Annotated in this window: 25 protein-coding genes and 1 pseudogene; 12 read left to right on the top strand and 14 right to left on the bottom strand. The window is 71.1% G+C overall.

Annotation, left to right across the window (positions count from 1 at the left end):
• Nucleotides 1-42: 42 nt before the first annotated feature.
• The gene (locus KBX50_RS20030) at nt 43-378 is read right to left on the bottom strand and encodes a hypothetical protein (protein ID WP_210938789.1); all 336 of its coding nucleotides are present in this window, start codon (nt 376-378) and stop codon (nt 43-45) included.
• 66 nt (nt 379-444) lie between these two features.
• Here KBX50_RS20030 and KBX50_RS20035 point away from each other — a divergent pair, with 66 nt between their 5' ends.
• The 7 genes and pseudogenes from KBX50_RS20035 to KBX50_RS20065 all read left to right on the top strand — a co-directional run bounded on the left by KBX50_RS20035 (nt 445) and on the right by KBX50_RS20065 (nt 3,482).
• Nucleotides 445-708, top strand: coding sequence for a hypothetical protein (locus tag KBX50_RS20035; protein WP_210938791.1), 264 nt, complete (start codon nt 445-447; stop codon nt 706-708).
• Between the two features lie 15 nt (nt 709-723).
• The gene (locus KBX50_RS20040; protein ID WP_210938793.1) at nt 724-984 is read left to right on the top strand and encodes a hypothetical protein; all 261 of its coding nucleotides are present in this window, start codon (nt 724-726) and stop codon (nt 982-984) included.
• Nucleotides 981-1,637, top strand: a complete 657-nt coding sequence (locus KBX50_RS20045) for a hypothetical protein (protein WP_210938795.1) — start codon at nt 981-983, stop codon at nt 1,635-1,637. The genes KBX50_RS20040 and KBX50_RS20045 overlap by 4 nt, the downstream gene beginning before the upstream one ends.
• Nucleotides 1,624-2,052: a hypothetical protein gene (locus KBX50_RS20050; protein ID WP_247674045.1), complete on the top strand. Its 429-nt coding sequence runs from the start codon at nt 1,624-1,626 to the stop codon at nt 2,050-2,052. The genes KBX50_RS20045 and KBX50_RS20050 overlap by 14 nt, the downstream gene beginning before the upstream one ends.
• Before the next feature lie 41 nt (nt 2,053-2,093).
• Nucleotides 2,094-2,291: pseudogene (locus KBX50_RS33650) on the top strand (ArsR/SmtB family transcription factor); the annotation flags it as partial.
• A gap of 160 nt (nt 2,292-2,451) precedes the next feature.
• Nucleotides 2,452-2,889 (top strand): SRPBCC domain-containing protein, encoded by a 438-nt coding sequence (locus tag KBX50_RS20060; protein WP_210938797.1) that lies wholly within the window; start codon nt 2,452-2,454, stop codon nt 2,887-2,889.
• A complete protein-coding gene (locus KBX50_RS20065; protein ID WP_210938799.1) occupies nt 2,886-3,482 on the top strand; it encodes a maleylpyruvate isomerase family mycothiol-dependent enzyme in 597 nt (198 codons plus the stop codon). The genes KBX50_RS20060 and KBX50_RS20065 overlap by 4 nt, the downstream gene beginning before the upstream one ends.
• Before the next feature lie 22 nt (nt 3,483-3,504).
• Here KBX50_RS20065 and KBX50_RS20070 read toward each other — a convergent pair whose 3' ends face one another.
• The 7 genes from KBX50_RS20070 to KBX50_RS20100 form a co-directional block, all read right to left on the bottom strand.
• Nucleotides 3,505-4,752, bottom strand: a complete 1,248-nt coding sequence (locus KBX50_RS20070; RefSeq protein ID WP_210938801.1) for an RNA polymerase sigma factor — start codon at nt 4,750-4,752, stop codon at nt 3,505-3,507.
• Nucleotides 4,740-5,111, bottom strand: a complete 372-nt coding sequence (locus tag KBX50_RS20075) for a YciI family protein (RefSeq protein WP_210938803.1) — start codon at nt 5,109-5,111, stop codon at nt 4,740-4,742. Before KBX50_RS20075 ends, KBX50_RS20070 begins: the two co-directional genes overlap by 13 nt.
• A 125-nt stretch (nt 5,112-5,236) precedes the next feature.
• Complete coding sequence (locus KBX50_RS20080; RefSeq protein ID WP_210938805.1) at nt 5,237-6,364, bottom strand: AbfB domain-containing protein; 1,128 nt, start codon at nt 6,362-6,364, stop codon at nt 5,237-5,239.
• Nucleotides 6,365-6,409: 45 nt separating this feature from the next.
• The gene (locus tag KBX50_RS20085) at nt 6,410-8,119 is read right to left on the bottom strand and encodes a SulP family inorganic anion transporter (protein ID WP_210938835.1); all 1,710 of its coding nucleotides are present in this window, start codon (nt 8,117-8,119) and stop codon (nt 6,410-6,412) included.
• Nucleotides 8,120-8,160: 41 nt separating this feature from the next.
• On the bottom strand, nt 8,161-8,499 hold the full coding sequence (locus KBX50_RS20090) for a helix-turn-helix transcriptional regulator (protein WP_210938806.1): 339 nt from the start codon (nt 8,497-8,499) through the stop codon (nt 8,161-8,163).
• Nucleotides 8,500-8,632: 133 nt separating this feature from the next.
• Nucleotides 8,633-9,427, bottom strand: coding sequence for a hypothetical protein (locus KBX50_RS20095; protein WP_210938807.1), 795 nt, complete (start codon nt 9,425-9,427; stop codon nt 8,633-8,635).
• Nucleotides 9,428-9,512: 85 nt separating this feature from the next.
• A complete protein-coding gene (locus KBX50_RS20100; protein ID WP_210938808.1) occupies nt 9,513-10,574 on the bottom strand; it encodes an XRE family transcriptional regulator in 1,062 nt (353 codons plus the stop codon).
• A gap of 140 nt (nt 10,575-10,714) precedes the next feature.
• On the opposite strand from KBX50_RS20100, the gene KBX50_RS20105 reads away from it, so the two are divergent.
• Entirely contained in the window at nt 10,715-11,173 is a 459-nt protein-coding gene (locus KBX50_RS20105) for a DUF2690 domain-containing protein (RefSeq protein ID WP_210938809.1), read from the top strand.
• A 147-nt stretch (nt 11,174-11,320) separates the two neighbouring features.
• On the opposite strand, the gene KBX50_RS20110 is transcribed toward KBX50_RS20105, so the two are convergent.
• The 4 genes from KBX50_RS20110 to KBX50_RS20125 form a co-directional block, all read right to left on the bottom strand.
• A complete protein-coding gene (locus tag KBX50_RS20110) occupies nt 11,321-13,747 on the bottom strand; it encodes a glycoside hydrolase family 2 protein (protein ID WP_210938837.1) in 2,427 nt (808 codons plus the stop codon).
• A gap of 53 nt (nt 13,748-13,800) precedes the next feature.
• The gene (locus tag KBX50_RS20115) at nt 13,801-14,673 is read right to left on the bottom strand and encodes a carbohydrate ABC transporter permease (protein ID WP_247674075.1); all 873 of its coding nucleotides are present in this window, start codon (nt 14,671-14,673) and stop codon (nt 13,801-13,803) included.
• Between the two features lie 221 nt (nt 14,674-14,894).
• Nucleotides 14,895-15,887 (bottom strand): carbohydrate ABC transporter permease, encoded by a 993-nt coding sequence (locus tag KBX50_RS20120; RefSeq protein WP_210938811.1) that lies wholly within the window; start codon nt 15,885-15,887, stop codon nt 14,895-14,897.
• An 84-nt stretch (nt 15,888-15,971) separates the two neighbouring features.
• Nucleotides 15,972-17,249 carry an ABC transporter substrate-binding protein gene (locus KBX50_RS20125; RefSeq protein WP_210938812.1) on the bottom strand — a complete coding sequence of 426 codons (1,278 nt, stop codon included), beginning with the start codon at nt 17,247-17,249 and terminating at the stop codon, nt 15,972-15,974.
• Nucleotides 17,250-17,633: 384 nt separating this feature from the next.
• Here KBX50_RS20125 and KBX50_RS20130 point away from each other — a divergent pair, with 384 nt between their 5' ends.
• Nucleotides 17,634-18,656 carry a LacI family DNA-binding transcriptional regulator gene (locus tag KBX50_RS20130; RefSeq protein ID WP_210938815.1) on the top strand — a complete coding sequence of 341 codons (1,023 nt, stop codon included), beginning with the start codon at nt 17,634-17,636 and terminating at the stop codon, nt 18,654-18,656.
• Nucleotides 18,657-18,675: 19 nt separating this feature from the next.
• Here the strand turns inward: KBX50_RS20130 and KBX50_RS20135 are convergent, their stop codons facing one another.
• Nucleotides 18,676-20,931: a bifunctional diguanylate cyclase/phosphodiesterase gene (locus KBX50_RS20135; protein WP_307871020.1), complete on the bottom strand. Its 2,256-nt coding sequence runs from the start codon at nt 20,929-20,931 to the stop codon at nt 18,676-18,678.
• Between the two features lie 231 nt (nt 20,932-21,162).
• Between KBX50_RS20135 and KBX50_RS20140 the strand changes: the two genes are divergently transcribed.
• Nucleotides 21,163-21,540: a PH domain-containing protein gene (locus KBX50_RS20140; protein WP_210938819.1), complete on the top strand. Its 378-nt coding sequence runs from the start codon at nt 21,163-21,165 to the stop codon at nt 21,538-21,540.
• On the opposite strand, the gene KBX50_RS20145 is transcribed toward KBX50_RS20140, so the two are convergent.
• Nucleotides 21,534-22,460 carry a 2-hydroxyacid dehydrogenase gene (locus tag KBX50_RS20145; RefSeq protein ID WP_210938821.1) on the bottom strand — a complete coding sequence of 309 codons (927 nt, stop codon included), beginning with the start codon at nt 22,458-22,460 and terminating at the stop codon, nt 21,534-21,536. The two genes, KBX50_RS20140 and KBX50_RS20145, sit on opposite strands and share 7 nt — an antisense overlap.
• A gap of 99 nt (nt 22,461-22,559) precedes the next feature.
• On the opposite strand from KBX50_RS20145, the gene KBX50_RS20150 reads away from it, so the two are divergent.
• Nucleotides 22,560-23,723: a PQQ-dependent sugar dehydrogenase gene (locus tag KBX50_RS20150; protein ID WP_210938823.1), complete on the top strand. Its 1,164-nt coding sequence runs from the start codon at nt 22,560-22,562 to the stop codon at nt 23,721-23,723.
• Nucleotides 23,724-23,789: 66 nt separating this feature from the next.
• On the top strand, nt 23,790-25,338 hold a 1,549-nt coding region (locus KBX50_RS20155), incomplete at its 3' end, for a metallophosphoesterase (protein WP_210938825.1).

Consider the following 25,338-nt stretch of genomic DNA (forward strand, 5'->3'; position numbering starts at 1 on the left):
ACGCTTCCGCTGATCACTCTTCAGGTGGCGCGCGGTAACCAGTTAGTGAGCGTACGAACCGAGTTCAGCGACCTGATCCGCGCGATCGCTCTCCCCCACCGACGTTGCTCGCTCCGTCGCCGAGACGCGGTCGCAGTTCCCGGACGCGCAAACGCTGCCCACGTTGGAGATGGAAGGCTCGTACGGGCAGCGCTCGGCGAGGTCACTCTGATCGAAAACCTCAACCCCGAGACGGCACTTCAGATGCAGATCGTCTTCCTCGGCACGTTGCTCCAGGACCGCGACCACAGCGAAGCACAGCTTGAAGCATTCATCACCGACGTGGAGCGAACCGCAGCCGACCACCTGTAGCCCCACCGGGCAGCGCGCCACGTTCATCTCCGATAGTGTCCGTCCGACTACTCAGACGTGATCAATGCTCGCGGACGTCGACGGAGGAACTGCATGGCCAGCATCGAAGAGGTCAAGGCGGCACTGATGCAGGCAGCCGAGCAGGGCAACGTGACGATCAACCAGATCCGCGCCGCCGCCGAGAACACCGAGCAGATGTTGGCCCGGCTACGTGCCGTCGCCGCCGGCACCGGCCATCCGGCGATCGCCGAGGCCATCGCCCGAGGCGAGCAGAGCAAGCAACGCATGGCCGAGGCCATGACCCTCGTGCAGGGCAGCTCGGAGGCCGCCCGCCGCTACGTCGGCATCCTCGGCTGATCACCGACCACCACAATGAGTGTCGGCGAGGTAAAGGCGGCCCTGCGCGCCGCCATCGAAGCCGCGCGCCAGGGACGACGGGTGTTCGACAATGCCGTCACCGAGGCCGAGGCGGCAACCCGAATGGCGAACGTCGTGCTGAGCGGCAGCCAACACCAGTACGTGACCGACACCCATCAGGCACTCGCCGCCGCCAGGGCAGAGGTCGAACCGACTCGCCGCCGCTTCGACCACACCGCCGAACACGCAAGCGACTACCTCAGCCGACTCGGATGAGCGGCAGCATCGCCGAACTGGTCGCGCAGCTTCTCGCCGTACGCGGAAAGCTTGATGCCGCAGCGGTCACCGCGCTGCGCGCCCAGACGGACGCCGAAGGGGCCTTGGCGCGGCTGGTCGAGGTGCAGCGTGGAAGCAGCGACAATCGATTACGCGCCGCCGTCACGGACGCCGAGGTGGCCCGGGACAAAGCCGGCCGGTACGCCCGCCTGCTGTCTGATGCTGCCCGCAACATCACCGCGTACGTCGACACGATCGCCCCCGGGACGGCGCCCACCGAACCAGACGAGACGGCTTCGCCGTCCGGGGACCGCCTGGTTGAGGAGGCGGAGGGACGCAGCCGTAGGGGCGAGGCGTTCCTCCGCCGGCACGTCAAGAAAGCGGACGATACCGAAGACACCCTCAAGCAGACCGAACAGGCGATCACCACAGGCTTTCGCGAGCTGCAAAAAGGCTTGAAGGGCTCGGGAGCGAGTGGTGGCACCACGACGACGACGGCTGCCGACCCCGGCACGCCGGTGGACCGTCCTCAGTTGGAGCACCCGGTGACGTCGGTCATCATGGCTGCTGGTGCGGTCGTCGTGGGGCTCCGCGGTATCTGGAACATGGCGAAGAAGCACCGCGAGAGGAAGCGATCTGATGAACAGCCCTGAGATGGTCGAGTACATCCGGACGATGATCAGAGGCGATCACGAGGCCAACGACCGAATCGAAGCTCGCCTCGACGAGATCGGCTGGGACGGCTTCCCAGCCCTCCTCGGTGCGGTCTTCTACTTCGCGGTCAACCAGCGCTTCAATGAGCGGACATCCCCGGGCGAGATCATGCGCTTCGTGGCCGACATGCGAGCGGCAGCCCCCGCTGGCACCCCGGAAATCGACGCCAACGCAGCCGAGACGCTGATTCGAGCCGCTGTGGATCCCGATGTCGAGACGGCCATAGACCCCCAGATGGCCGGACGCATCCAGGGACTGGTGATCCTGGATATCTTGGGCAACGGTGCTGTCAATGACGACGAGCTGAACGAACTTCTCACCGATGCAGCAGCGCTGGCCAGCCGAGTGAACTGATTCCAGACAGAGACTTTCTCTAGTTGACGCTTGATAAGCAGATGCTTGAGTACGCCATCGGAACCACCACCGAGGATCAACGGCTTGACGCGGTGTTCACCGCCCTCAGCGACCGCACCAGGCGGGACATCGTCGCCCGGCTCAGCGCGGGCGAGGCGACGGTCAAGGAGTTGGCTGAGCGGTACGCGATGAGCATGCAGGCCGTGTCGCAGCACATCGGGGTCCTTGAGCGGTCCGGTCTGGTCAGCCGGGGCCGGCACCGGCAGACCCGGCCGTGCCGGCTCGAACCGGGGCCCTGGCGGTGGCCGTCTCGTGGATCGAGTAGAGCCGACGTACCTGGGCGGCGCGAATGGACCGGCTGGAAACCCGCCTCGCCGATCTGCAACAGGGTGAGGGCAGGTGAACGACGAGTTCGTCTACCGGCGGGTGCTGCGGGCACCACGCGAGCTGGTGTGGCGCTGCCTCACCGAGCCCGCCGAACTCGCGCGGTTCTGGGGCCCGCACGGGATGGACACCCCGATCGACGGCATCATCGTCGAGCTTCGGCCGGGGGGCCGCTTCGAGACCCTGATGCTGGGGACGAACGGCAGCCACCGGATGGTTGCCACGTTCACCGAGGTGGTGCCGCCCGAACGGCTGGCCTGGATCGAGCCGGCCAGCGGGATGCACACCACAAGCACGCTCGATGACCTGGGCGACGGCACCACGTGCGTCGTCATACATCAGCGGCACGTGCCTGAGGCGATGCGCCGGCCCGAGGCACGAGCCGGCTTCCTCACTTCCCTCGACAAGCTTGAGAAACACCTCGCTCACCTCACGCAGGGAGACAGGCAGTGACCGATCCGCAGTTCTGGGTGGCACAAACCTACGAGCGGCTCGCCGATCTTCTCGCCGCCGCGACCGTCGCGACGTGGGACGCACCCTCGCTGTGCGAGAAGTGGCTCGTACGCCAGGTGATCGCGCACGTGACGATGCCGGTGCGGCTGACCCCCGAGCAGTTCGGCGCCGAGCTGGCGGCGGCCGGCGGTGACTTCACGGTGCTCTCCGACACCGTGGCGACGCGGGACGCCGCGCTGCCACTCGTCGACCTTATCGGTCAGCTTCGATCGCTGGAGCTGCACGCGTGGCAGCCGCCGGGCGGCGGCGCGGCAGGTGCCCTGAGCCACGCCGTCATCCACTCGCTGGATGTGACGATCGCGCTCGGCCGACCCGCGGTCGCACCACGGGAGGCGGTGACCACCGTGCTCGACCACCTCGCCGCCACCAACGGCGCCCTGTTCGGGGTGGACGTGACAGGGGTCCGGCTGGAGGCGTCCGACATCCCCTGGAGCATCGGAGAGGGCCAGCTTGTCCGCGCCGACGGCGGCTCACTCGTGGCGCTGCTGAGCGGTCGCACGCTGCCCGACGGGCGCACCCTCCCCCGCAGCTGACCGCCGAGGCCAGCGGAACTGTTCAGCCCAGCAGGAGCGAACGGCGGTGCTGGAGGTGCGCCCGCTCGGCGGGATCGTGGGTGAGGTCGATCGCGCTCGCGTAGGCCGCGACCGCCTCCCTGTGGTGGCCGAGCCGTTCGAGCAGGTGGGCGCGGGCGGCCCGAGCCGGCTGGAACCGGCGGGCCCGGTCGCCCACGCTGCCCAGCAGTTCGTCGAGCCGGGCCAGCCCGGCCGCCGGGCCCTCGACCTCGGCGGTGGCGACCGCGTAGGCGACCGCGCCGCCGAGCGACGGCGCGACCGCGTGTAACGCGCGGTGCAGCTCCCGCAGCGCCGGCCAGTCGGTGGTGCCGGTCGCCCGCCGGCCGCAGTGCACGGCCTGGACGGCGGCCTCGAGTTGGAAGCGGCCGACCTGCCCGCGCGCGTGCGCGGCGCGCAGGTGCGCGTACGCCCGTTGGATCAGGTGGTCGTCCCAGCGCGACGGGTCCTGCTCGGCCAGCGGCACGAACCGCCCGTCTCCGTCGAGGCGGGCGGGCAGGCGCGCGGACGACAGCTGGACGAGGGCGGCGAGCCCGTGCGCCTCCGGGTCGTCGGGCACCAGCGTCGTCAGCACCTCGGCCAGGTGCAGGGCCTCGCTGGGCACCTGCCGGGTCTCCGGGCCGGTCGTCGTCCAGTCAATGACGTACGCCCCGTAGACCGCCTCCAGCACCGCCGCCATCCGATCCGGCAGATCGCCGCGGTCAGGGATGCGGAACGCGATCCGCGTGGCCTTGATGCGCCGCTTCGCCCGGACCAGGCGGGTCGCCATCGTCGACGCCGGCACCGTGAAGGCCCGGCCGACCTGGGCGGCCGTGAAACCGAGCACCGTGTTGAGCATGAGCGGGGTGTGCACGGCCCGCTCGATCGCCGGGTGCGCGCACACCAGCATCAGCTCCAGCCGCCGGTCCGGGACGGCGTCGAGGTCAAGGTCGTCGAGGTGTACGGGGGCGTCCCGCTCCACGTCGAGCGGCCCGGTGCGCTGCCAGTGCGCCGACTTCCACAGGTCCCGCAGCCGGTTACGCGCAACGGCCAACAGCCACCCGTCGGGCGTCTCCGGCACGCCCTGGTCGGGCCAGGTCCGCAGGGCCCGCTCGAAGGCGTCGGCCAGGGCGTCCTCGGCGGCGGCGAGGTCACCTGTCGACGCGGCCAACAGGGCGAGCAGCCGCCCGTAACTGTCGCGGGCCGCGACAGTCGCGGCTGCCCACCCCTCGTCGCCGACGGTCAGCTCGTCCATCTCCCGTCGACGATCGCCGTCGCGCTCGGGCGTACCTCCACCACGCCCCACTGCGCGGCCGGGCATTTCTCCGCCCAGCCGATCGCGGCGTCGAGGTCCGGCACGTCGAGGAGGAACACCCCGGCCAGCGCCTCCCTGGTCTCCGCGAACGGGCCGTCCTGCACGCGTAGGTCACCGTCCCTACGGGTGACGGTCGTCGTCGCCGCGGTCGGCTGCAACACGTCGGCTGCCAGCAGCACCCCGGCCGACACCAGCGCCCGACCGTACGCGTCGAAGGCCGCCCGCGCCTCGGCGACGATCTCGTCGGACAGCTCACCCTCGCCCGGCTCGCGGTAGTGAATCAGCAGCGCATAACGCATGCTCGTCTCCTTCGCTCCCAGTGTGGGCCATGGGGCCCGCACCGAGATGACGAACGACGGCTGCCCGAATCGCCACCGAGGGCGACCGTGTCGAGCGCCGTGCCGGTTCGCGCACGGCGGGGAAGCTACCCGGCCGGACGGATCCGGAAGGTGGCCGTCGAGGGGCCAGCACCGGCACCGATTGGGGAGATCCGCATCTGCTGGTGGCGGTCGTGGCTCAGGTACCGATCCGGGAAGTTGTGCGACCGCAGCGACGTGTGCCGGCCGCCGATGCCGGTGACCGGGCAGAACGTGGCGTCGGCGCGGAACAGGGCGCTGCCGTCGGTGCGGTGCAGGAACACCCGGAAATCGGCGTGTCGTAGGTAGTGGCCGGGGAAGTTGACCGACTCGAAGGAGACGCAGTTGCCGTTGGCGAGACCGGAACGGACGATGAACGCGGCGTCGGCTCTGGTGCCGACATTCACCGGATCGACTCGGGCCTCGAAGTTGGCGTGCCGGACCCGATGACCGGGCGAGCTGGCGGCTTCCAGACCGATCCGGGCACCGGGAACCAGCGCCGGCCCGGCCGGCTTGGCAGGTGATGCGGGGGCGTTCGGGGCCGGTGGTGGGTTCTTGGTGGCCGGGCTGGCCGGTGGGCTGCCGAGGCCGGTCGAACCGGCCTCGTCCGCGTCGCTGCCGTCGGCACGCGGGTTGAGGCCGGGCCGGACGACCGGGTCGGTGGTCGGGCTCTGCGTAGCGGGTCCATCGCCTCGGGAGCCGGTGCCGTCCGTGTCGGGCAGCGGGTCGATGGCAGGGTCATCCGCGGCGCCGTCGGGAAGGGGCAGTCCGGCGACGAACTCGCCGCGGATCGGCTCCTGGGGTGTCCCGTCGCGCAGCGCCATCACCCCGACTACCGCGGTGACCACGACGAGGGCGACGCCGCCCAGCACCTGCGTACGCCGTGGGCCGGCCCGGCCGATGGTCGCACCCTGGTTGCCCGTGGCGGCGGTTGACGCTGCGTCGCGGGCGTACTCGTGGACGGGTTCTTCGGTTACCGGGTAGGCGTCGATGGTCCGACCGGCGTACCCGCCCGGATACGGGACGGTCGACGGCGCGATGCCGGTCGACGGTGGAGACGGTGTGGTCCGCCGGGCTCTGCCCAGCTGATGCCGCGTACCGGTGCCCCAATGATCAGAACCCGAAGCGGGTCGGCTCGTCCCGGGAAGCCAGCCGCCTATTCGCAGGTGTGACCGACCGTTGCCGTTCTGGGACATGCTTCACTCCTGCTGGTTCAGCGCACGCGCCTGACCCGGGCATGATCAATGGACCGCAGCGGACACACTCTCACCTTCCCCGGATTGATGCCAGTGCCGGTCACCGGCGGGGGGCAGCGCGAGATTCCTGGCGTACGTGATGGCGGCCGGTGTGTCGGGGAAGACCAGTCCGTCGCGGCGCAACTGGTCGGCCACGCCGAGAGCGTCGAGCACCTGGTCGTGACCGGGCACGATGCCGGAGAGCAGCACGGTGATGCCGCGCCCCTGGAGTCGGCGGATGGCGTCGCCGAGCACGTGGGCGCCGGTGGCGTCGATGGTGGAGACCCGGGACATCCGCAGGATGACCACCCGTACGTCCGCGACGTCGGAGAGCCGGAGCAGGAACGTGTGCGCCGCGGCGAAGAACAGCGGGCCGTCGAGTCGGTAGGCCACGATGTGCTCGGCGAGCAGGGCCTGCTCCTCGGCGGTGTGCTCGCCGGAGTCGAGCGGCACCTGTTCGAGTTTCGCGCTGCGGGCGATGGCGCGCAGCGCCACGACGACCGCGACCCCGACGCCGACGGCCACGGCGGTGACCAGATCCCAGATCACCGTGACGGCGAAGGTCAGCACCAGCACCAGCGCGTCGCCCCGGGTGGATCGGGCCAGTGCCCTTAGCGAGGCGGCCTCGACCATCCGTACGGTGGTGGCCAGCAGTACGCCGGCCAGGGCGGCGAGCGGGATGCGGCCCACCAGCGGTGCGGCGGCCAGCACGATCACGGCCAGCGCCACCGCGTGGGTCAGCGCCGCCAGCTTGGAGGCCGCTCCGGCCCGGACGTTGACGGCGGTACGTGCGATGGCCGCGGTGGCCGGGATGCCACCGAACAGCGGAGAGGCCAGGTTGGCCAGGCCCTGGCCGAAGAGCTCGCGGTCCGGGTCGTGCCGCTGGCCGACGGTCATCCCGTCGGCGACGGTTGCCGAGAGCAGACTTTCCAACGCGGCCAGCGCCGCTACCGCGAGTGCGGCGGGCAGCAGCACACCCACCGCCGAAAGGTCGAGGAAGTCCAGCGACGGAGCGGGCAGCCCCTGCGGCAGCGCGCCGATCCGGACCAGGTCGACCGGCACGAGTTCGGCGAGCAGCGTGGCGGCGGCCACGGCCAGCAGCGAGAAGGGCAGCCCGGGACGCCACCGGGCACCGAGCAGCATCACCGCCGCGACACCGAGGGCCACCGCGACGGCGGCCGGCCGGGGATGTACGACGAAACGGGTGACCGCGTCGGCCGCCGCCGCCCACACCTTCTCGCCTTGCGGGTCAGTGACGCCGAGCGCGGCTGGCACCTGTTGCAGGGCGATGACCACGGCGATGCCGGCGGTGAAGCCCTCGATCACCGGCACCGGCAGGTAGCGGACGTAGCGGCCGAGGCGGGCGAGGGCCAGGGCGATCAGGATCAGCCCGGCCAGAACGCCGACCATCAGCACCCCGGTCGCCCCGAACTGCGCCACGACCGGCACCAGCACCACGGTCATCGCGCCGGTCGGGCCGGACACCTGAAGGTTCGAGCCGCCGAAGACGGCCGCCACCGCACCGGCGACCACGGCGGTGATCAGCCCGGCCTCCGCGCCGAGCCCGGAGGTGACCCCGAAGGCGAGCGCCAACGGCAACGCGACCACGGCGACGGTGAGCCCGGCGACCAGGTCACGGCGGGGTGAGCGGCGTACCGCCTGCCAGTCGGCGCGGCCCGGCAGCAGGTCGCGGACCCGACGCCAGGCGGCGGACAGGGCGGGTCCGACCGGGCGGGCGGGACCGGTGTCGGTGGCCGTCACCGGTCCGGTCCGCCGGCGCGCAACTCGTCGAGCAGCCCGTCCCGGTCGGTGAGCACCGCGCCGAGGATCCGCCGCCCGGCGGCCAGCAAATCGGCCACGTCGGGCGTGCTCAGCGCGTACATCACCAGGGGGCCGTCCCGGTACGAGGTGACCATGCCGGCCCGGCGCAGCACGGCGAGCTGCTGGGAGAGGTTGGACGCCTCCACGTCGATGGCGGCCAGCAGGTCGCGCACCGGGCTGGGCCCGTCCTGGAGCAGTTCCAGCACCCGGATCCGGACCGGGTGCCCGAGGGTGCGGAACAGCTCCGCCTTCGCCTGGTACAGCGGCACCGACACGCCACGCGCCCCCCTTCGGATGCTGCCACCCGACAACACTCTGAAGACTTTAGCACTTGCGAAATTCTTCAACTCGGCAGGTCGTGAGCACCCGGCGCGGCGAACCCCGGTCGGCGCCGCCGCACCTCACTGCCTACTCCGGGTCGCCGGTCGGCTCCTGCGCCGGCCCCCGCCAGGCGGCCACCGTGACAGCCGAGAGCCACATTGCCAGAAATCCGCCGAGGGCCAGCAGAACGAGGACGACCACCACCCCCCACATACCGACGGCGTCGTCAAGGAAATCAGGTCCCTCCGCCCGGTCTGTGAAAAGCCTCGCCACCAGCACGAACAACCACGAGAGCAGATAGGCGATCGTCACGACCAAGGCGATCAGAGCGACGATCGCCCCCGTGACGATCGGCAGCGCGGCCGGCGGGACGGCCAGCCAGGAGAGGTGACGATCCTGCCGGGCGACGGCCAGCGCGTAGGCGGCCACCAGCAGAAGAACGCAGGTCATCGTGTACGAGCCGGTGAAGCGGTCCCATCGCAGGGGGTCGGCCGTGTCGGCTGCTCCCACGGCCGCCGAGACTGCACAGACGAACGCGAAGGTGGCGAACACCCATACTGCCTGAAGGGCCAGACCGAACAGGGTCGTCACGAAGGCCGCCACGATCCGGTGTCGAGGGTGCTGGCTCAGGTGTTGGAGGCTGATCCGGACCGCGGCTCGAATCGTCTCGCCCGCCTGCCGGGCACCGCGGTAGATGTCGAGCCCGAACCTCAGCCAGAGCCCGACGAGAATCAACAGACCGACGAACCAGGCGATCACACTGCCGGGGCCGAAGACGGCGTCAACCACCGCTTGGAGCAGTTCCGACGGGGCCGGCGGCTCGGCCACGGCAAGCTCCGGGACGTCCGTCGGAGCTTTGGTCAACGCATCCGCCGTGGCCATGGCCGCCTGCTCCTGTCGTGTTCGCCGAGGACACCGGTTTGAGTGCCGCGACCTCGGTGAGAGCCGGTGTGAGCCGGGCGAGCGCTCAGGGGATCGGCCTCACCTGGGTGGCGCCGCGCCAGCAGCCGGTACGGCCCACGGCCGAGCGCCACCCCGTACCGGACAACTGCACCTGCCCGTAGACGCAGGTTCTGGTGCTCGTCAGCAGGTTGCCGAAGGTGGAGATGCCGCCGTAGTCCATGGCGAAGTCCGCCACCCGGGTCGGCTGGTCACCGTCGATCACGGTGAGCTGGATGTTGGCGGGCCGAGGCACGGCGTCCGCGCCACCGGGCACCGGCATGAACCGGGGCCAGCTCGCACCGCATGCGGGCGAGTAGCGCAACTCGACCGTGCCGATCACCCGTTCGTCGAGCAGCACGGCGGCGCTGTCGAGTGTGGTCACGTCGGCATCTGCGGCGCAGCCGGCGTCCTTCGGGTCGGCACCGTCGCGGACGCCCACCGTCGCGGTCGTCGGCTCGGCCGCAGGTGGCGTGTTGCTGCCCGCCTCCGGCCTGCCGAATCCTCCGGCCAGCCAGGGCACCGCGACGAGCCCGGTCAGCACCAGCGTCCCGGCGAGAACCGCCCGGGCGGTGCGGCCAACCGGTCGGGATGCAGCGGTGTCACCTGCCGGGGTGGACGGATCGAGCGGTTCCTGGCCGTCCCGCCCCGACCCGGCCGGGGGCGCGGTGGTCGACGGCGCGGCGGCGGCGCCCGCAGCGACCGGCGGCACGGCGGCGGCACCCGGCGGCTCAGCGGGCGAATCCGCGTCCGCAGCCGACGCTGGGGCCGGCCGCGTCCCGCTCTCGTCGTCGCCGGCCGGGCGCTCGTGTCCCGGTGTCTCCGTGACGTGGCCGGCGACGACGCGCCACCGCTCGGTCCATTCCGCCTCGTCGCCGCCGAGCGCACGCACGTACGCCAGGGTCGTGTCCAGCGTCGGCAGCCGCCGGCCACCGGCCGCCTCGGACAGCGAGCTCGCGGACCGGTGGGCCCGCCGGGCGAGGGCCTGATAGGTGGGGCGGCCTGCCTTGTCACGCAGGGTCCTCAGGTCGGCGGCGAATGCCTGAAGCGGATCGGCGGTGGGGTCCAGGGGGCGTTCCGCCCGGGCCATGGGCCGCTCCTCGAATTGATTGACCACAACCGGGATTCATTGTCCGACGCGACACAGCGTAGAGATCAGTGTCGACGGACGGTAGAGATGAGGAGCCGAATCCTAGGGCCGACACAGCCCATCAGAGGTCAGGAGAGACAATGATCCGGAACGCCCGCCGGTTGGTCGCCGCTGCCGCAGGCGCCCTCATCGCCGCCAGCCTCCTGGTCGCGACGCCCGCCAGCGCCGCCACCTGTAGCGGTCACGGCTGCGACGGCCTCGATCCGATCGACACCGGCTGCTCCGCGAACGCCCGTAACGCCACGAACTACCCGAAGTACATCATGCAGGGCTCGACCACCCTCGCCGTGGTGGAGCTGCGCTGGAGCGAGACCTGCAAGACCAACTGGGGTCGGATCTCCAACCGGGTCAGCCCGCACAACACCGTTCAGGTGCACGTCTACCGGTCCAGCCCGTCCGCCACCACCGACTGGTACGGCGGCACCGGCCAGCAGTACTACGGGGACCAGCTCTACGGGCACAACATGACGGTCTGCGCGGTCGGCAAGGTGACCACCTCCTCCGGCACGACGTACACAAGCGACCCGCTCTGCGCCTGACGGTCTCCCCGGGCCGGTCCTGCGGTGCGAGCAGGACCGGCGGATAGGGCTACCGGGCCGGCGCGTCATGGGACCACGCGCCGGCCCGGTAACCATCCACGACGGCGGCGGTGAGGTCGGGAAGCGGCCCCGCCGCCACCCGAGGTGTCATGAGGGTGCCCGTACCGGCAGGTCGTTGACGCAGCGCAGCACCGGGCGGGTGGTGAGGGCGGTGGGGTCGAGGGGTGCCGCCGACCGCACCGTGAAGGTCGCCGCCTCGCCGGGGAGCAGGGTCACAAGCGCCGTGTCGACCTCAGCGGACGGGTCGAGGCGATCCGGAAACAGGGTCACGTCGCGCAGGATGGTGCGGGCGGTGACGCGTACCTGTTGGCCACCGTCGGCCGGCTGCACCGTCGCGTCGAAGGCCGCCGCCGGCCATCGGACGTCGCGGTCCTCGGCAAAGAACCACCAGGCACGTTCGGCCGGGTCGTCGGTGTCGGCGACCAGCAGTTCGTCCCGGGCGTCGTCGGGCCGGGCCAGCTCCGCCGCCAGTGCCAGGGTCACCGTCTCGTACGCGGGCACTTCCAGCTCCAGGGTGGACTTCGCTTTCGGTTCCCCCGCCAGGGTGAGCCGGGTGACCGTGATCGACGCCCGCCACGGCTGCCCGCCGTCGTTCACCGCGACCAGGGCCAGCCCACCGTCGCGGGGCTGCACGGTGAGCAGCCGGTCGGCGTAGGAGCGGCGCAGCGCGTACCAGAGTGGTTTGCGGCGGCCGTCGCCGTCGACGGCGGCCCACGAGGTGACCGGCCAGCAGTCGTTGAGTTGCCAGACGATGGTGCCCATGCACCGGCCCCGGTGGGAGCGGAAGTGTTCCACCCCGAGGGCGATGGCCCGGGCCTGGTTGAGCTGGGTCAGCCAGTGCCAGTCGTCGAAATCGCGCGGCTCGGGCAGGTGCGCGTCCAGCCCTCGGCGCAGCTTACGGTCCCCGTCGGCGGCCTTCTGGTGATGCGCCATGCCGGGTGAGTCGTGGGCGAGGGGCTCGTCGGAGAGGGCCCGGCGCAGCGTCGCGTACGCGGGAGGCCCCTGGTAGCCGAACTCGGCGACGAACCGGGGAAGGTACTCCCGGTACTTCGGGTAGTCGTCGGTGTTCCACACGTCCCAGATGTGCGTGGTGCCGTACGCCGGATCGTTGGGGTGGATCTCGTCGCTGCCCGACCAGGGGCTGCCCGGCCAGTACGGGCGGGTCGGGTCCAGCGCGGCGACGATGCGCGGCAGCAGGTCAAGGTAGTAGCCCCGCCCCCAGCTGCGCCCGGCCAGCGGTGCCTGCCAGTCCCAGTCGTGCCAGCCCCAGATGTTCTCGTTGTTGCCGGTCCACAGCACCAGCGAGGGGTGCGGCGCGAGGCGGATCACCTGTTCGGTGGCCTCGGCGGCCACCTCGGCGGCGAACGGCTCCTCCTCCGGGTACGCGGCGCAGGCAAAGAGGAAGTCCTGCTGTACCAGCAGTCCGCGTTCGTCGGCCAGGTCGTAGAAGTCCTCCGACTCGTACCGGCCGCCGCCCCAGACCCGCAGCAGGTTGATGTTCGCCGCCTCGGCCTGGTCGAAGCGGTGGTCCAGGCGCACGCGGGTGACCCGGTTGGGGAAGACGTCGTCGGGGATCCAGTTGACGCCCCGGACGAAGATCGGCATCTCGTTGACGTACAGCGTGAACGGGGCACCGTGCTCGTCGGGGGTGGTGTCCAGGCGTACCGACCGGAAGCCGATCCGGCGGTGCCATTCGTCGAGCGGGCGGCCGTCGGCATCGTGCAGGGTGACCGTCAGTTCGTGGCGGTGGGCCGACCCGTACCCACGGGGCCACCAGAGTTCCGGCCGGTCAACGGTGAGGGGCAGCACTGCGGATCGTTGCCCCGCCGGGATGGTCACCTCGGCGCGCTGGCCCGCCACCTGCGCCCGGACGGTGAGCGGCCGGTCGGTGACCCGTTCCACCTCGACGTGCACCTCCACCCGACCGGTGTCGCCGTCGACGGTGACAAGAGGGCGTACCGTCGCCAGTCGGGCGACCGACCAGCCGTGTACGGCGATCTCCTGCCAGATGCCGGCGGTGACCAGCGTCGGTCCCCAGTCCCAGCCGAAGTTGCAGGCCATCTTGCGGATGAACTGGAACGGCTCCGGGTACGCGTTGGGGCGATCGCCGAGCCGATCACGCTGCGCCTCGGCGTACCGGTAGGCGGAGTCGAGGCGTACGACCAGGTGGTTACGCTCGGCGCGGAGCAGCGACCCGACGTCGAAGCGGTGACCTCGGTGCATGTTCTCGGTACGGCCGACCTCGACGCCGTTGAGCGTGATCGTGGCGACCGTGTCCAGGCCGGCGCAGACCAGGTCGAGGCGGGCGTGGTCGCCGGCCGGCCGGTCGAAGGTGGTCTCGTACGCCCAGTCGGTGCGGCCGATCCAGGCCAGCGCGGTTTCGTTGTCGTCGAGGTACGGGTCGGGGATCAACCCGGCCGCCAGCAGGTCGGTGTGCACACAACCCGGCAGGGTGGCCGGCACCGTCGCCCCGTCCACCTCGGGTGGCACCTGCTGGCCGGGTACCGCCCGCATGGTCCACCCGTCGTGCAGTGTCTGCCGGATCGGACCGGTCCCCCGCGCGTCGCTCAAGACTTCACCGCGCCTTCCATGATTCCCCGGACGATCTGCCGACCGCCGATGACTAGCATGATCAACAATGGGACGGTGGCCACGAACGCGCCGGCCAGCACCCGGCGGTAGATGACGTAGTTGCCGCTGGCCAGGTCGGAGATGGCCACCATCGAGGTGGGATAGTCGGTGCCGTTGAGGGTGATCAGTGGCCACTGGAAGTCGTTCCAGGTGGCCACAAAGGTGAGCAGGCCGAGCACCGCCAGCGCCGGCCGCACCGCCGGCAACACGATGTTCCAGTAGACCCGCATGGTGGTGGCGCCGTCCACCCGGGCCGACTCGACCAGTTCGTCCGGCACCGTGTTGACGATGAACTGCCGCATGTAGAACACCCCGAAGGCGGTCACCAGGCCGGGCACGATCACCGCCAGCAGGGTGCCGTTCCAACCCAGCTTGCCCATCACGATGTAGAGCGCGACCACGCCGAGCTGGTTGGGCACGGTCAGGGTGAGGATCACGAACAGCATCAGCGGCCTGCTGCCCCGGAACCGCAGCTTGGCGAAGGCGAAGCCGGCCAACGAGCAGAAGAACAGCACCGACGCGGTCACCACGGTCGACACGATCACGCTGTTCACCAGGGAGGCGGCGAAGTAGACATCCTGGAGGGAGAAGACCTCGTCCAGGTTGACCAGGAACTGGTCACCCGGGATCACCACCGGTGGCAGTTGGGAGGTCGCCTCGTCGGTGCTGGTCGAGATGACGAACATCCAGTACAGCGGAAACGCCGCGAACAGCGTGCTCAGGGCCAGGAGCAGGTAGGTCCAGAAGCCGGCCGGAGTGTCCTGCGGTGCCCGGCCCAGCAGCACGGCCCGCTTGCGTCCGCCGCGCATTGCCGACGGTGTCGGCCGGGGTCGCTCCAGAAGGCTCATCGCGCCACCTCGCTTCGCTCGGCGCCGCGATGAGGCACCGTCGCGCTGAACCGATCGATTTGCTCGCCACGCTCGCTCACCGCGCCACCTCGCTTCGCTCGGCGCCACGATGAGGCACCGTCGCGCTGAACCGACCGATTTGCTCGCCACGCTCGCTCACCGCGCCACCTCGCTTCGCTCGCTCATTTGCGTCCCCCCGAGATGCGGTTGGTCAGCAGGGTGTTCAGGGCCGCGACCACGAGGATGATCAAGAACAGTGCCCAGGACATCGCGGCGGCGTACCCGAGGTTGAGGTCCTTCCAGCCGACCTTGTAGATCAGCTGCGCCACGGTCTGCCACTCGCCGCCGGCACCGCCGGTGGCGGCCTGCGCGTTGAGGTCGAACAGCATCGGCTCGGTGAACAGTTGCAGCCCACCGATGGTGGACAGCACCACGGTGAAGATGACCACCGGCCGGATCATCGGCACGGTGATCCGCCAGAGCTGCCGCCACGGACCGGCGCCGTCGAGCGCCGACGCCTCGTACACGTCGCGCGGGATGGACTGCATCGCCGCCAGGTAGAGCAGGGCGTTGTAGCCGATCCACTTCCAGTTGACCATCGTGGCGATGGCGATCCAGGAGTGGAGTTTGTCGGCCCGCCAGTCGATCGGGTTCTCGGTGCCGATCCCGATCAGGCCCAATACCCAGTTCGCCATGCCGAGGTCGCGGGAGAAGAAGACGTTGAAGACAAGCGTCGAGGCGGTGATCGGGGTGATGTAGGGCAGCAGCGCGCCGACCCGCCACCAGGTCTGGGCCCGGAGCCGGCGGTTGAGCAGCGACGCGATGATCAGCGCCAGCAGCAGTTGCGGGACGGTGGAGAGCAGGAAGATGCCGAAGGTGTTGAAGAGGGCGTTGCCGAAGTCGCCGTCGGTGAACAGCCGGCTGAAGTTCTCCACACCGGCCCAGCCGGTCAGCTCCGGGTCGTCCAGGCGCCAGTGGCGTAACGCCACCACACCGTTGAAGATCATCGGGAAGAGCCCGAAGACGAAAAAGAGCAGGAAGAACGGCGCGATCATCAGGTACGGCAGGTACCGCATGTCGAAGCGGTGCAGCCGGTCGCGCCAGGTCATCGACCGGCCGGGGGACGGCCGAGGGCGGCGGGTGGCCGGTTCGGGGGCGGCGCGCGTGGTGGGCATGGGCGCTCCAGGGGCGACGGGGGACTTCAGACCGGAACCGAGGTGGGCGCGGGCGCCCACGCGCCCACGCCAGTCTCGATGGCGTTACCTGCTGGCCTTCTCGGCTTCCTTGATCGCCTCGGCCCAGGCGGCGTCCGACGCGAGCGTGCCGTTCTGCACCCGATTGATCACGTTCTCCACGGCGACCCGGGTGGGGCCGTTCTTCTTGCCCAGGTACTGCGGGGTCAGGCCCTCCGCCATCTTCGGGAAGATCTGGCCGACCGGCGCGGAGTTGAAGAACTCGTTCTTGAAGTCGGCGATCGCGGGGTCGGCGTAGAGCGCCGGCTGCGAGGGCAGGTTCCCGACCGTCTTGAAGACCTCGATCTGCTGCGCCGGCTGAATCAGCCACTCCAGGAACTTGTACGCCTCGTCGACGTTCCTGCCCTGCTTGGGAATGGTGAGGAAGGAGCCGCCCCAGTTGCCGCCGCCACCGGGCACCGCGGCGATGTCCCACTTGCCCTTGGTGCCGGGGGCGGTGTTCTGGATGTGCCCGAGCATCCACGCTGGGCAGGCCAGCACCGCGAACGACCCGCTGGTGAAGCCCTTGTCCCAGTCGGCCTGGAAGCTGGTGAGGTTGGCCGACAGGCCGGCGTCGGCGGCCCGGACGGCGTAGTCGAACGCGACCTTGGGACCGCCCTCCATCCGCAGTTGCTCGTTCTCGTCGTAGAAACCGACAGGCTGCTGACCGAGGATCGGGTTGAACAGGTTCGTCGCGTTGTCGACGAACTTCTTCTTGGTCTTGGCGGTGTACTGCTGGCCGACCTCCAGGAACTTGTCCCAGGTGGGCCAGAGCGCGGAGACCTGGTCCCGCTCGGTGGGCAGCCCGGCGGACTCGAACAGGTCGGTGCGGTAGCACATGGCCAGGCCGCCGACGTCGGTGCCGAGGCCGATCTGGGCACGGCCGTCGGCCGACAGGGACTGCTTCCACTTCCACGGCAGGTAGTTGGTCTCGTACTTGCCGGCACCGGAGTCGAGCAGGTTGACGAACTTGTCGGCCTGGCTGCGGAACTGGACCATGAAGCCCTCGTCGATGGCCGCGATGTCGGGTGCGCCCGAGCCGGCGATCAGCTTCTTCTGCAGGTCCTCGTGCTGGGCGTTGTACTCGCCGGAGTTGAGGGCGATCTTGACGTTCTGGTTCTCCGCCTCGTACTTCGCCTTCAGGTCCTGGAGCCCGAAGTCGCCCCAGAAATTGATCGTCAGCGTCACCGCGCCGCCGCTGTCGCCACCGCCCTGGGTGCTGCGTCCGCTGCACGCGACGACCAGGGAGCCGACCGTCAGACCTACGGCTGCGACCCGCAGCCACCGAGGCGTAGACCGTTTCATGACCCATCCTCCGAGACCATTGGAAACGCTCCAGAGATCGAGGAACGTTGACTGAACCGGATAAGTTACGTCACCGTACGGGTGCGGTATCGGCGTGTCAACGATGGATCAACACCGAGCCCAACCCGTGACCCCGCACCCGTTCCGGTGTGGAGGATTGCCTTCTAGCAAGCGGCTTCGCGCATCCGAGCAGCGGATTCCGAACGTGACGTGGGGCGGAACCGGCCAGTCGATCCCGTAGACTGAACCGCACAAGTTCGTCTGCCGACCGGCGTCGAGCCGGCCCGTACCGCCCCACGGGCAGGCAGACGGGTAGCGTGTCCCACGCCGCCCGCGCCATCGACACGGCCGGCAGGACGAGCTGGTTCAGGAGGACGTACGCCGGTGAAGCGGCCCACGATCGCGGACGTCGCCCGCCGGGCGGGAGTCTCCAAGGGCGCGGTGTCGTACGCGCTGAACGGCCAGCCGGGCGTCTCCGAGGCGACCCGGCAGCGCATCCTCGCCATCGCCGCCGAGATCGGGTTCAGCCCGAGCAGTGCCGCCCGTGCGCTGTCCGGCGCGACCGCCCGCGCCATCGGCCTGATCCTCGCCCGACCGGCCCGCACCCTCGGCATCGAGCCCTTCTTCATGGAGCTGATCAGCGGCGTCGAGGCGGAACTGTCCGCTCGGTCGTACGCGCTGACGCTCCAGGTGGTGGCCGACCAGAGCGCCGAGATCGCGGTCTACCGGCGCTGGTGGGGCGAGCGGCGGGTCGACGGCGTACTCGTCTGCGACCTGCGCACCGACGACGGCCGGGTGCCGGTGCTGGAGGAACTGGGCCTGCCGGCCGTGGTCATCGGCGGTCCGACGGGCACCGGCGGGCTCCCGAGTGTCTGGTCGAACGACGCGGCGGCGCTGGTGGAGACCGTGGAGTATCTCTACGCCCTCGGCCACCGGCGGATCGCCCGGGTCGGCGGCCTACCCGAGCTGCTGCACACCGCGATCCGCACCCAGGCGTTCACCGACGCGTGCCGGCGGCTCGGCCTGGCCGACGCGGTAACCGCCTCCTCCGACTACACCGGCGAGGAGGGGGCGCGAGCCACCCGGCGGCTGCTCAGCTCCCGGGTCCGCCCGACCGCGGTGATCTACGACAACGACGTGATGGCGATCGCCGGGCTGTCGGTCGCCCAGGAGATGGGGCTCGCAGTCCCCGCCGACCTGTCCATCGTGGCCTGGGACGACTCCCCGCTGTGCCGGCTGGTGCATCCGCCGCTCACCGCGCTGAGCCGGGACATCCCGGCGTACGGGGCGCATGCCGCGCGCCAGCTGCTACAGCTGATCGAGGGCGCCCCGACGGTCGGGCTGGAGGACGAGGCACCGCACCTGACCCCACGTGGCAGCACCGGCCCCGCCCCCACCGGTAAGTGAAACGGTTAAGCAGCTGCTCTCAGCGCGACGTCGACGGAAACTCCTCGAAGTACGCCTCGACCCGCTCGGCGGTCGCCGGCCGGGCCAGCTCGAAGCCCTGGCCGTACCGGCATCCGGCCCGATGCGCCCCCTCGACCTGGTGAGCCGATTCCAGCTCTTCGGCCACCACCTCAAGGCCCAACCGTTCGGCCACGGTGACCACCACGTCCAGCAGGGGCCGGTGCGGGTCGCCGCCCGCCGTGGCCACCTCCGGCCCGACCTTGAGCAGGTCGATCGGTAGTCGCCGGAGCTGAGCGAGGGAGGCTTGCTCGGCCCGGAAGTCGTCAAGCGCGGTGCGGATGCCCATCGAGCGCAGTCCGGCCAGCCGGGCGACCACAGTCGGCAGTTCGGCGGCGACCTTCGGCTCAGCGACCTCGATCACCAACTGGTCCGGCCCCACCCCGTACGCCTCCAGCACCGCTGCCGTCCGGGGCACGAAGTCCGGTGAGGTGAGTTCCCGGGTGGTCACGTTGACCGCCATCCACAGCCGTCGGCCACCCACCGTCCAGTCGGCCAGCTGTCGACAGGCCCGGTCCAGCACCCAGACCCCCAGCTCGCCCATGATGTCGAGATCCTCGGCCACCGGGAGCAGCTCCGCCGGAAACACGGTGCCCAGCACCGGGTTGCGCCACCGCAGCAGCGCCTCCGTGCCGACCGGCGCCCGATCGGCCAGGCCGAGGACGGGCTGGTAGACCAGGTCCAACTCGCCCCGGGCCACCGCGCCAGGCAGCTCCCGCTCCAGGTCCAGCCGCCGGACGAGTTGCTCCTCCAGGTAGGCGTCGTACCACTCGACCCGGTCCCGGCCGAGTTGGGCCGCGCGTCGACGGGCCAGGTCCGCCTGGCGGAACAGATCCTCCGGCCGGCCCCGGCCCAGCTCGGCCAGCCCGACGCTGGGTCGCGACCGCAGCACCGCCCCGGAGACCTCGTAGGGTCGGCTCAGTGCGCTGAGCAGCCGGGTACCCAGCGCGTACGCCAGCACCGGCCCGGACCCGCTGACCACCGCGAGTCCACTGCCGGGCAGGTCGAACACCTCGTCCTCGTCGGCCGCCACGGCTCGGGCCCGACGGACGGCCTCGGCGGCCACGTCGTCGCGCACCAGCCTGCCGGGCAGTTCGGTGAGGTGCAGATCGACCACGAGCAGAGCGCCGGAGACCGGCTCGGGACGGGCCGCCAGCGCCCCGAGCAGGGCGACGCGACCGGTCGAGCCGCCCGACTCGGCGGGGGCCGGTGTCGGCGCGGTGGCCGTCGGCTCCTCCAACCCGGTCAGGCCGGCGGCACCGAACAACTCACGCGCCACCAGCGGCGGGATCACGGCGAGCGCGAGCAGCACCGCCGTACGGTCGGGTAGGAGGCCGACCTGCAACTGGTGGACGACGGCGAGTACCACCGCGACCGGTGGCAGCACCGCCCGTGGCCAGACCAGCGCGGTCTGCCGGGTGGGCGCGTCCTGCGCCGCCTGCCGGACCCCGGCGGCGACCAGCAGCACGCCGACCACCAGGGGCGGCACCGCCAGCAGCGCCGCCCGCCCGGCGGCGGGACCGGCCGGCAACGCGGCCAGCAGCACCAGCGCGAGCAGGGTCAACCCGCCGCCAGCGCGGCAACGGTCGGAGCCACCGTCGCGACCCGGCCCGGTCAGCACGGCCAACGCGTCGACGGCGAGCAGCCCCAGGACCACCGCGACAGCCAGCCGCAGCGGGGCCGGCACACCGGCGTACGGCAGCAGCAGCCAGGCGGCGAGGATCAGGCAGACACCGGGCGCGGCCTGGTCGAGTAGGCGGTGCAGGCGTCCCCGGATCGACGGCCGCGACCGATGCAGGCTGAACAGGCCGCCGCCGAGCAGCGCGGTGGTGCCGGCGAGCCCGGCCGCAGCGGCCGCCGGACGGTATCCGGCGGAGGCCAGCGGTAGCACCGCCGCGGTCAGGCCAGCGGTCACCACCGCGGCATGCAGCAGGGCGGCGGCCCGACGCGGCCGCGCCGCCCGACGGCGGGCCACCCGTCCGGCGAGTGGGCCGCCGGCAGGCGAGTCAGGGCCGAGGGTCAGCCGGGACAGCCGCACCCCGGCCAGTGTGGACGCGGCCGCACCGGCGAGTGCCACCACGGCAAGGGCGGGGACCGGACCGGCGGCACCGAGGGCGATCAGCACGGCGGCGACCGCGAGCACACAGATCTCGGGCAGGAGCGGACGGTGTGCGCTGGCCCGCAACGGGGCGGCACGGAACACAGACGCGACGGGCACGACGGTCGCCTTCGTGAGGGGGCACGGGGGCGGTGCGCGGACGGCAGACATGGTCCACCGCCCACCATCGATGAACGAGTCGCTCGGCGGGAAGTGACGGCCAGTCGACAGTGAGTCAGGTCACGACGACCGAGCGTCAAGATCGACAGCGCCCGATCCCGCCCAGCGGTCGCACCGCCCGCGACCTCGGCCCACCGTCGGCCGTCCCGGCCGGGGTGGGATCATCTGGTCATGCCTCGCACCGACACCGCACGATTCCGGCACAACCAGGCCATCCTGGTCGGGGCGATCGTCGCTACCATCGGCGCCCTGCCGCTGGCCAGTTCCCGCCCCTATCTGCTGCCGGTGCTGCTGGTGCCGCTGGCGGTGGCCGTCTGGGCCTGGCGGGCCGGCACCGACGCCGACGCTCGTGGACTACGGGTACGGGCGCTCGCCGGAGAGCGCCGGTTCTCCTGGGAGCAGGTGGTCGAGCTGGCGGCCGATCCGCGCGGGCGGGCGGTGGCCCAGCTCGACGACGGCCGATGGTTCGTGCTCCCGGCCGTGCGTGGTGCAGACCTGCCGAGGCTGGTGGCGGCGGCCGGACGCGACGTCACCGAAGCGGATCAGTAGCCGTCCACCACCACGTTGCGCGGCGGCTCACCGGCCACGAACCGTCGGATCTGCTGACCCACCAGGCGGTACGCCCTGGGCAGCAGCCCGCGTACCGAGCCGGCCACGTGCGGAGTGATCAGCACGTTCGGCAGCTCCCAGAGCGGATGGTCGGCGGGCAGCGGCTCGGGGTCGGTCACGTCCAGCGCGGCGGAGATCCGTCCGGTGGCCAGCTCGGCGACCAGGGCGTCGGTCCGGGCCACCGGGCCCCGGGCGGCGTTCACCAGCAGGGCACCGTCCCGCATAGCGCCGAGGAATGTCTCGTCGACCAGCCCGCGGGTCTGCTCGGTCAGCGGCACCAGCAGCACCACAACGTCGGCCTGCGGCAGTAGTCGCGGCAGCTCGTCGACACCGTGCACCCCCTGCTCGGGCCGGGCGGTCCGGGCCACCATCACGAACTCCACCTCGAACGGCGTCAGCCGCTGCCGCAACGCGGTACCGATCGACCCCGCACCGACGATCAGGACCCGTTTGCCGGCCAGTTCGTCGGTCGGGGCCACTTCGTCGTACGCCCACCGTCGCCGAGCCTGCGCCCGGGCCATCGTCGGGAAGGCACGCAACTGGGAGAGGATCGCGGCGACCACCCATTCGGCGGTGGACGGATCGTGCACCCCACGGGCGTCGCAGAGCGTGACGCCGGCCGGTACCCGACCCGCCCAGGCGTCCGCTCCGGCCGAGAGCAGTTGCACCACCGCCAGGTCCGGCAGCTCGTGCAGCAGGGCCACCGCGTCCTCGCCGGCCAGGAACGGCGGCACCCAGAATCGGACGCCCGCCATCGGCGAAGGCAGCTTCGCCGGATCCTCCATCGTCTCGACGGTGACCTCCGGCGGCAGCTCGCCGAGCAGGGCGTGGCCGGCCTCGTGCGGGATCCATACCTTCACCCGGCCGACGATAGGCGTCGACGCAGCCCGACCAGCCGATGGGGGGCAGCAGGGCGTCGCCTTCCACGGGTCCGGCCCCGGCGGGCTACTCTGGGGCGGGTGAGCGCTCCCCCGTACCTCCGCGCCCGTCAGATTCGTGCCGCCCTCGTGGCGTCCTGCGCGACGCTGCTGCTCGTTGCCAGCGGTTGCAGCCTCGGTGACCCGGAACCCGACCCGGCCGGCGCGCCACCGAACCTGCCCAGCCCGACGATCACCGCGGACAACGGCGATCAGGAGGTTGTCGCCACCGTGCTCGCCCAGGGGCTGCGGGTGCCGTGGGGTATCGCCTTCCTACCCGACGGCGGTGCCCTGGTCACCGAACGCGACAGTGGCCGCATCGTCCAGGTCGGGCCGGAGTCGACCGCGGACGGTCTGAAGATCACCGAGGTGCAGACCATCGACGACGTGGTCGCCTCGGGTGAGGGCGGCCTGCTGGGCATCGCGGTCTCCCCGGAGTTCGCCCAGGACCGCACGGTATTCGTCTACTACACCGCCGAACGGGACAACCGCGTGGCCCGGCTGCGACTCGGTGAGGAGCCGACGCCGATCCTCACCGGCATCCCCAAGGCGGGCATCCACAACGGGGGCGGCCTGGCGTTCGGTCCCGACGGGCAGCTCTACGCCAGCACCGGCGACGCGGGGGACACCGACCAGTCGCAGGACGTCAAGCAGCTCGGCGGCAAGATCCTGCGGATCACGCCGGATGGGAAGCCGGCTCCCGGAAATCCCTTCCCGGACTCCCCGGTCTGGTCCTTGGGGCACCGCAACGTGCAGGGCATCGCCTGGTCCGGCGACCGGATGTACGCCGTCGAGTTCGGCCAGAACACCTGGGACGAGATCAACCAGATCACCAAGGGCAAGAACTACGGCTGGCCCGAGGTCGAGGGACGCGGCGACGACGAGCGGTACGTCGACCCGATCGTGCAGTGGTCGACCGACGAGGCGTCCTGCTCCGGCCTGGCCGCGGTGGAACGGATGCTCGCCACCGCCTGCCTGCGCGGTCAACGACTCTGGCTGGTCGAGCTGACCGAGACCGGCACGGTCCTCGGCCAGCCGCAGGCCCTGCTGACCGAGCGGTACGGTCGGCTGCGCGGGATCGCCGCCGCGCCGGACGGTTCACTCTGGGTCGGCACCTCCAACCACGACGGGCGGGGTCGGCCGGCGCCCGAGGACGACCGGCTGCTGCGCCTCGTCTTCGCCGGTGGCGGTGCCGGGCGCAGCTGAGTCGGTAGCCCGACGCGACATTCCAGGTTTGCCAAGATCTTTCGGCGGGCAGGTCAGAATCTCAGCATGGATGGTCAGCAGAACGACGAGCCGCGCCGCGATCGGGACGGGGGGACGACCCCTGGTCGGCCGCGCCGTTTCCCACTGACGCGACGCTCGGCATCGCATCCCGACGGCGGGTGGCGGCTGGGCCTGCGCCGTTTCGCCGTGGCCGTGGCCATCCTGGTCGTGACGCTTGTCGGTGTGCTCGCCGGTGTGGTGGCGGGCGGGAACGTGGGCACCGACATCGGGCCGTTTCACGCCCGGCTCTCCGTGTCGCCGACGACCGACGGCGGTACCACCGTCAACATCCCGCCGCTGGGCTCGCTGCTGCTGGACAGCCACGGCGGGCCGACCCAGCTGACCGTCGAGCTGGGCGCGTTGGAGCAGAGCCGGGTCGAGGCGCTGATCGACGATCCGGCGAGCCTCAACCGGGCCACCCAGTCGGCGGTCGACGAGGTCCGGGAGGGGGTGATGCGGCTCGGGCTGCGCACTGTCGGTTCCTCCGTACTGGCCACCCTGGTGCTGGCGCTGCTGGTGTTCCGGGACACCCGACGGGCGGCCTGGGCCGGCGGGCTGGCGCTGCTGATCACGGCCGGCAGCCTGGGCACCGCCGCGGCGACCATCCGACCCCAGTCGATCGAGGAGCCCCGGTACGAGGGACTGCTGGTCAACGCCCCGGCGATCGTCGGCGACGTGCGTAAGATCGCCGACGACTACACCCGGTACGCCGAGCAGCTCCAGCGGCTCATCGGCAACGTCACCCAGCTGTACACGACGGTGTCGGCGCTGCCGGTGTACGAGCCGGACCCGGGCACCACCCGGGTGCTGCACATCTCCGACCTGCATCTCAACCCGAGCGCCTGGCAGATCATCCGGACCGTGACCGAGCAGTTCGGCATCGATGTGGTGATCGACACCGGCGACATCACCGACTGGGGCAGCGAGCCGGAGGCGTCGTACGTCGGCTCGATCAGCCTGCTGGAAAAGCCGTACGTTTACATCCGGGGCAACCACGACTCGGGTCGCACGGCGGCGGCGGTGGCCCGCCAACCCAACGCGGTCGTGCTGGACAACACCACGACCACCGTCGCCGGGCTGACCATCGCCGGCATCGGCGACCCCCGCTTCACCCCGGACAAGAGCACCTCGCCGGCCAGCGGTGGGCTGAGCCAACCCACCGCCGACGAGTTGATCACGACGGGCGAGAAGCTCGCCGCCACGATCCGCAGCTCTCCCCGCCCGGTCGACATCGCGCTGGTGCACGACCCGGCCGCCGCCGGCCCGCTCTCCGGCACCTGCCCGCTGGTGCTCGCCGGGCACACCCACGACCGGCAGATCAACACGCTGCCGGAGGTGCCCGGCCAGCAACCCACCACGCTGATGGTGCAGGGTTCCACAGGCGGTGCCGGGTTGCGCGGGCTGGAAGGCGAGGAGCCGACCCCGCTGGCGATGACGGTGCTCTACTTCGACGAGGAGAAGCGGCTCCAGGCGTACGACGACATCACCGTGGGCGGCACCGGCCAGGCCCAGGTGAACCTCGAACGCACCGTCATCGCCCCTCCCCCCACCACCC

This window comes from Micromonospora sp. C51, from assembly GCF_018070435.1.
Lineage (GTDB): Bacteria > Actinomycetota > Actinomycetes > Mycobacteriales > Micromonosporaceae > Micromonospora > Micromonospora sediminimaris.

Bases quoted from the DNA above. Each gene is read 5' to 3' on its own strand.
- KBX50_RS20070 (WP_210938801.1), bottom strand. From the start codon at position 4,752: ATGGACGAGCTGACCGTCGGCGACGAGGGGTGGGCAGCCGCGACTGTC.
- KBX50_RS20030 (WP_210938789.1), bottom strand. From the start codon at position 378: ATGAACGTGGCGCGCTGCCCGGTGGGGCTACAGGTGGTCGGCTGCGGT.
- KBX50_RS20080 (WP_210938805.1), bottom strand. From the start codon at position 6,364: ATGTCCCAGAACGGCAACGGTCGGTCACACCTGCGAATAGGCGGCTGG.
- KBX50_RS20050 (WP_247674045.1), top strand. From the start codon at position 1,624: ATGAACAGCCCTGAGATGGTCGAGTACATCCGGACGATGATCAGAGGC.
- KBX50_RS20125 (WP_210938812.1), bottom strand. From the start codon at position 17,249: ATGAAACGGTCTACGCCTCGGTGGCTGCGGGTCGCAGCCGTAGGTCTG.
- KBX50_RS20110 (WP_210938837.1), bottom strand. From the start codon at position 13,747: ATGCGGGCGGTACCCGGCCAGCAGGTGCCACCCGAGGTGGACGGGGCG.
- KBX50_RS20040 (WP_210938793.1), top strand. From the start codon at position 724: ATGAGTGTCGGCGAGGTAAAGGCGGCCCTGCGCGCCGCCATCGAAGCC.
- KBX50_RS20045 (WP_210938795.1), top strand. From the start codon at position 981: ATGAGCGGCAGCATCGCCGAACTGGTCGCGCAGCTTCTCGCCGTACGC.
- KBX50_RS20115 (WP_247674075.1), bottom strand. From the start codon at position 14,673: ATGCGCGGCGGACGCAAGCGGGCCGTGCTGCTGGGCCGGGCACCGCAG.
- KBX50_RS20100 (WP_210938808.1), bottom strand. From the start codon at position 10,574: ATGGCCCGGGCGGAACGCCCCCTGGACCCCACCGCCGATCCGCTTCAG.
- KBX50_RS20035 (WP_210938791.1), top strand. From the start codon at position 445: ATGGCCAGCATCGAAGAGGTCAAGGCGGCACTGATGCAGGCAGCCGAG.
- KBX50_RS20075 (WP_210938803.1), bottom strand. From the start codon at position 5,111: ATGCGTTATGCGCTGCTGATTCACTACCGCGAGCCGGGCGAGGGTGAG.
- KBX50_RS20140 (WP_210938819.1), top strand. From the start codon at position 21,163: ATGCCTCGCACCGACACCGCACGATTCCGGCACAACCAGGCCATCCTG.
- KBX50_RS20105 (WP_210938809.1), top strand. From the start codon at position 10,715: ATGATCCGGAACGCCCGCCGGTTGGTCGCCGCTGCCGCAGGCGCCCTC.
- KBX50_RS20120 (WP_210938811.1), bottom strand. From the start codon at position 15,887: ATGCCCACCACGCGCGCCGCCCCCGAACCGGCCACCCGCCGCCCTCGG.
- KBX50_RS20095 (WP_210938807.1), bottom strand. From the start codon at position 9,427: ATGGCCACGGCGGATGCGTTGACCAAAGCTCCGACGGACGTCCCGGAG.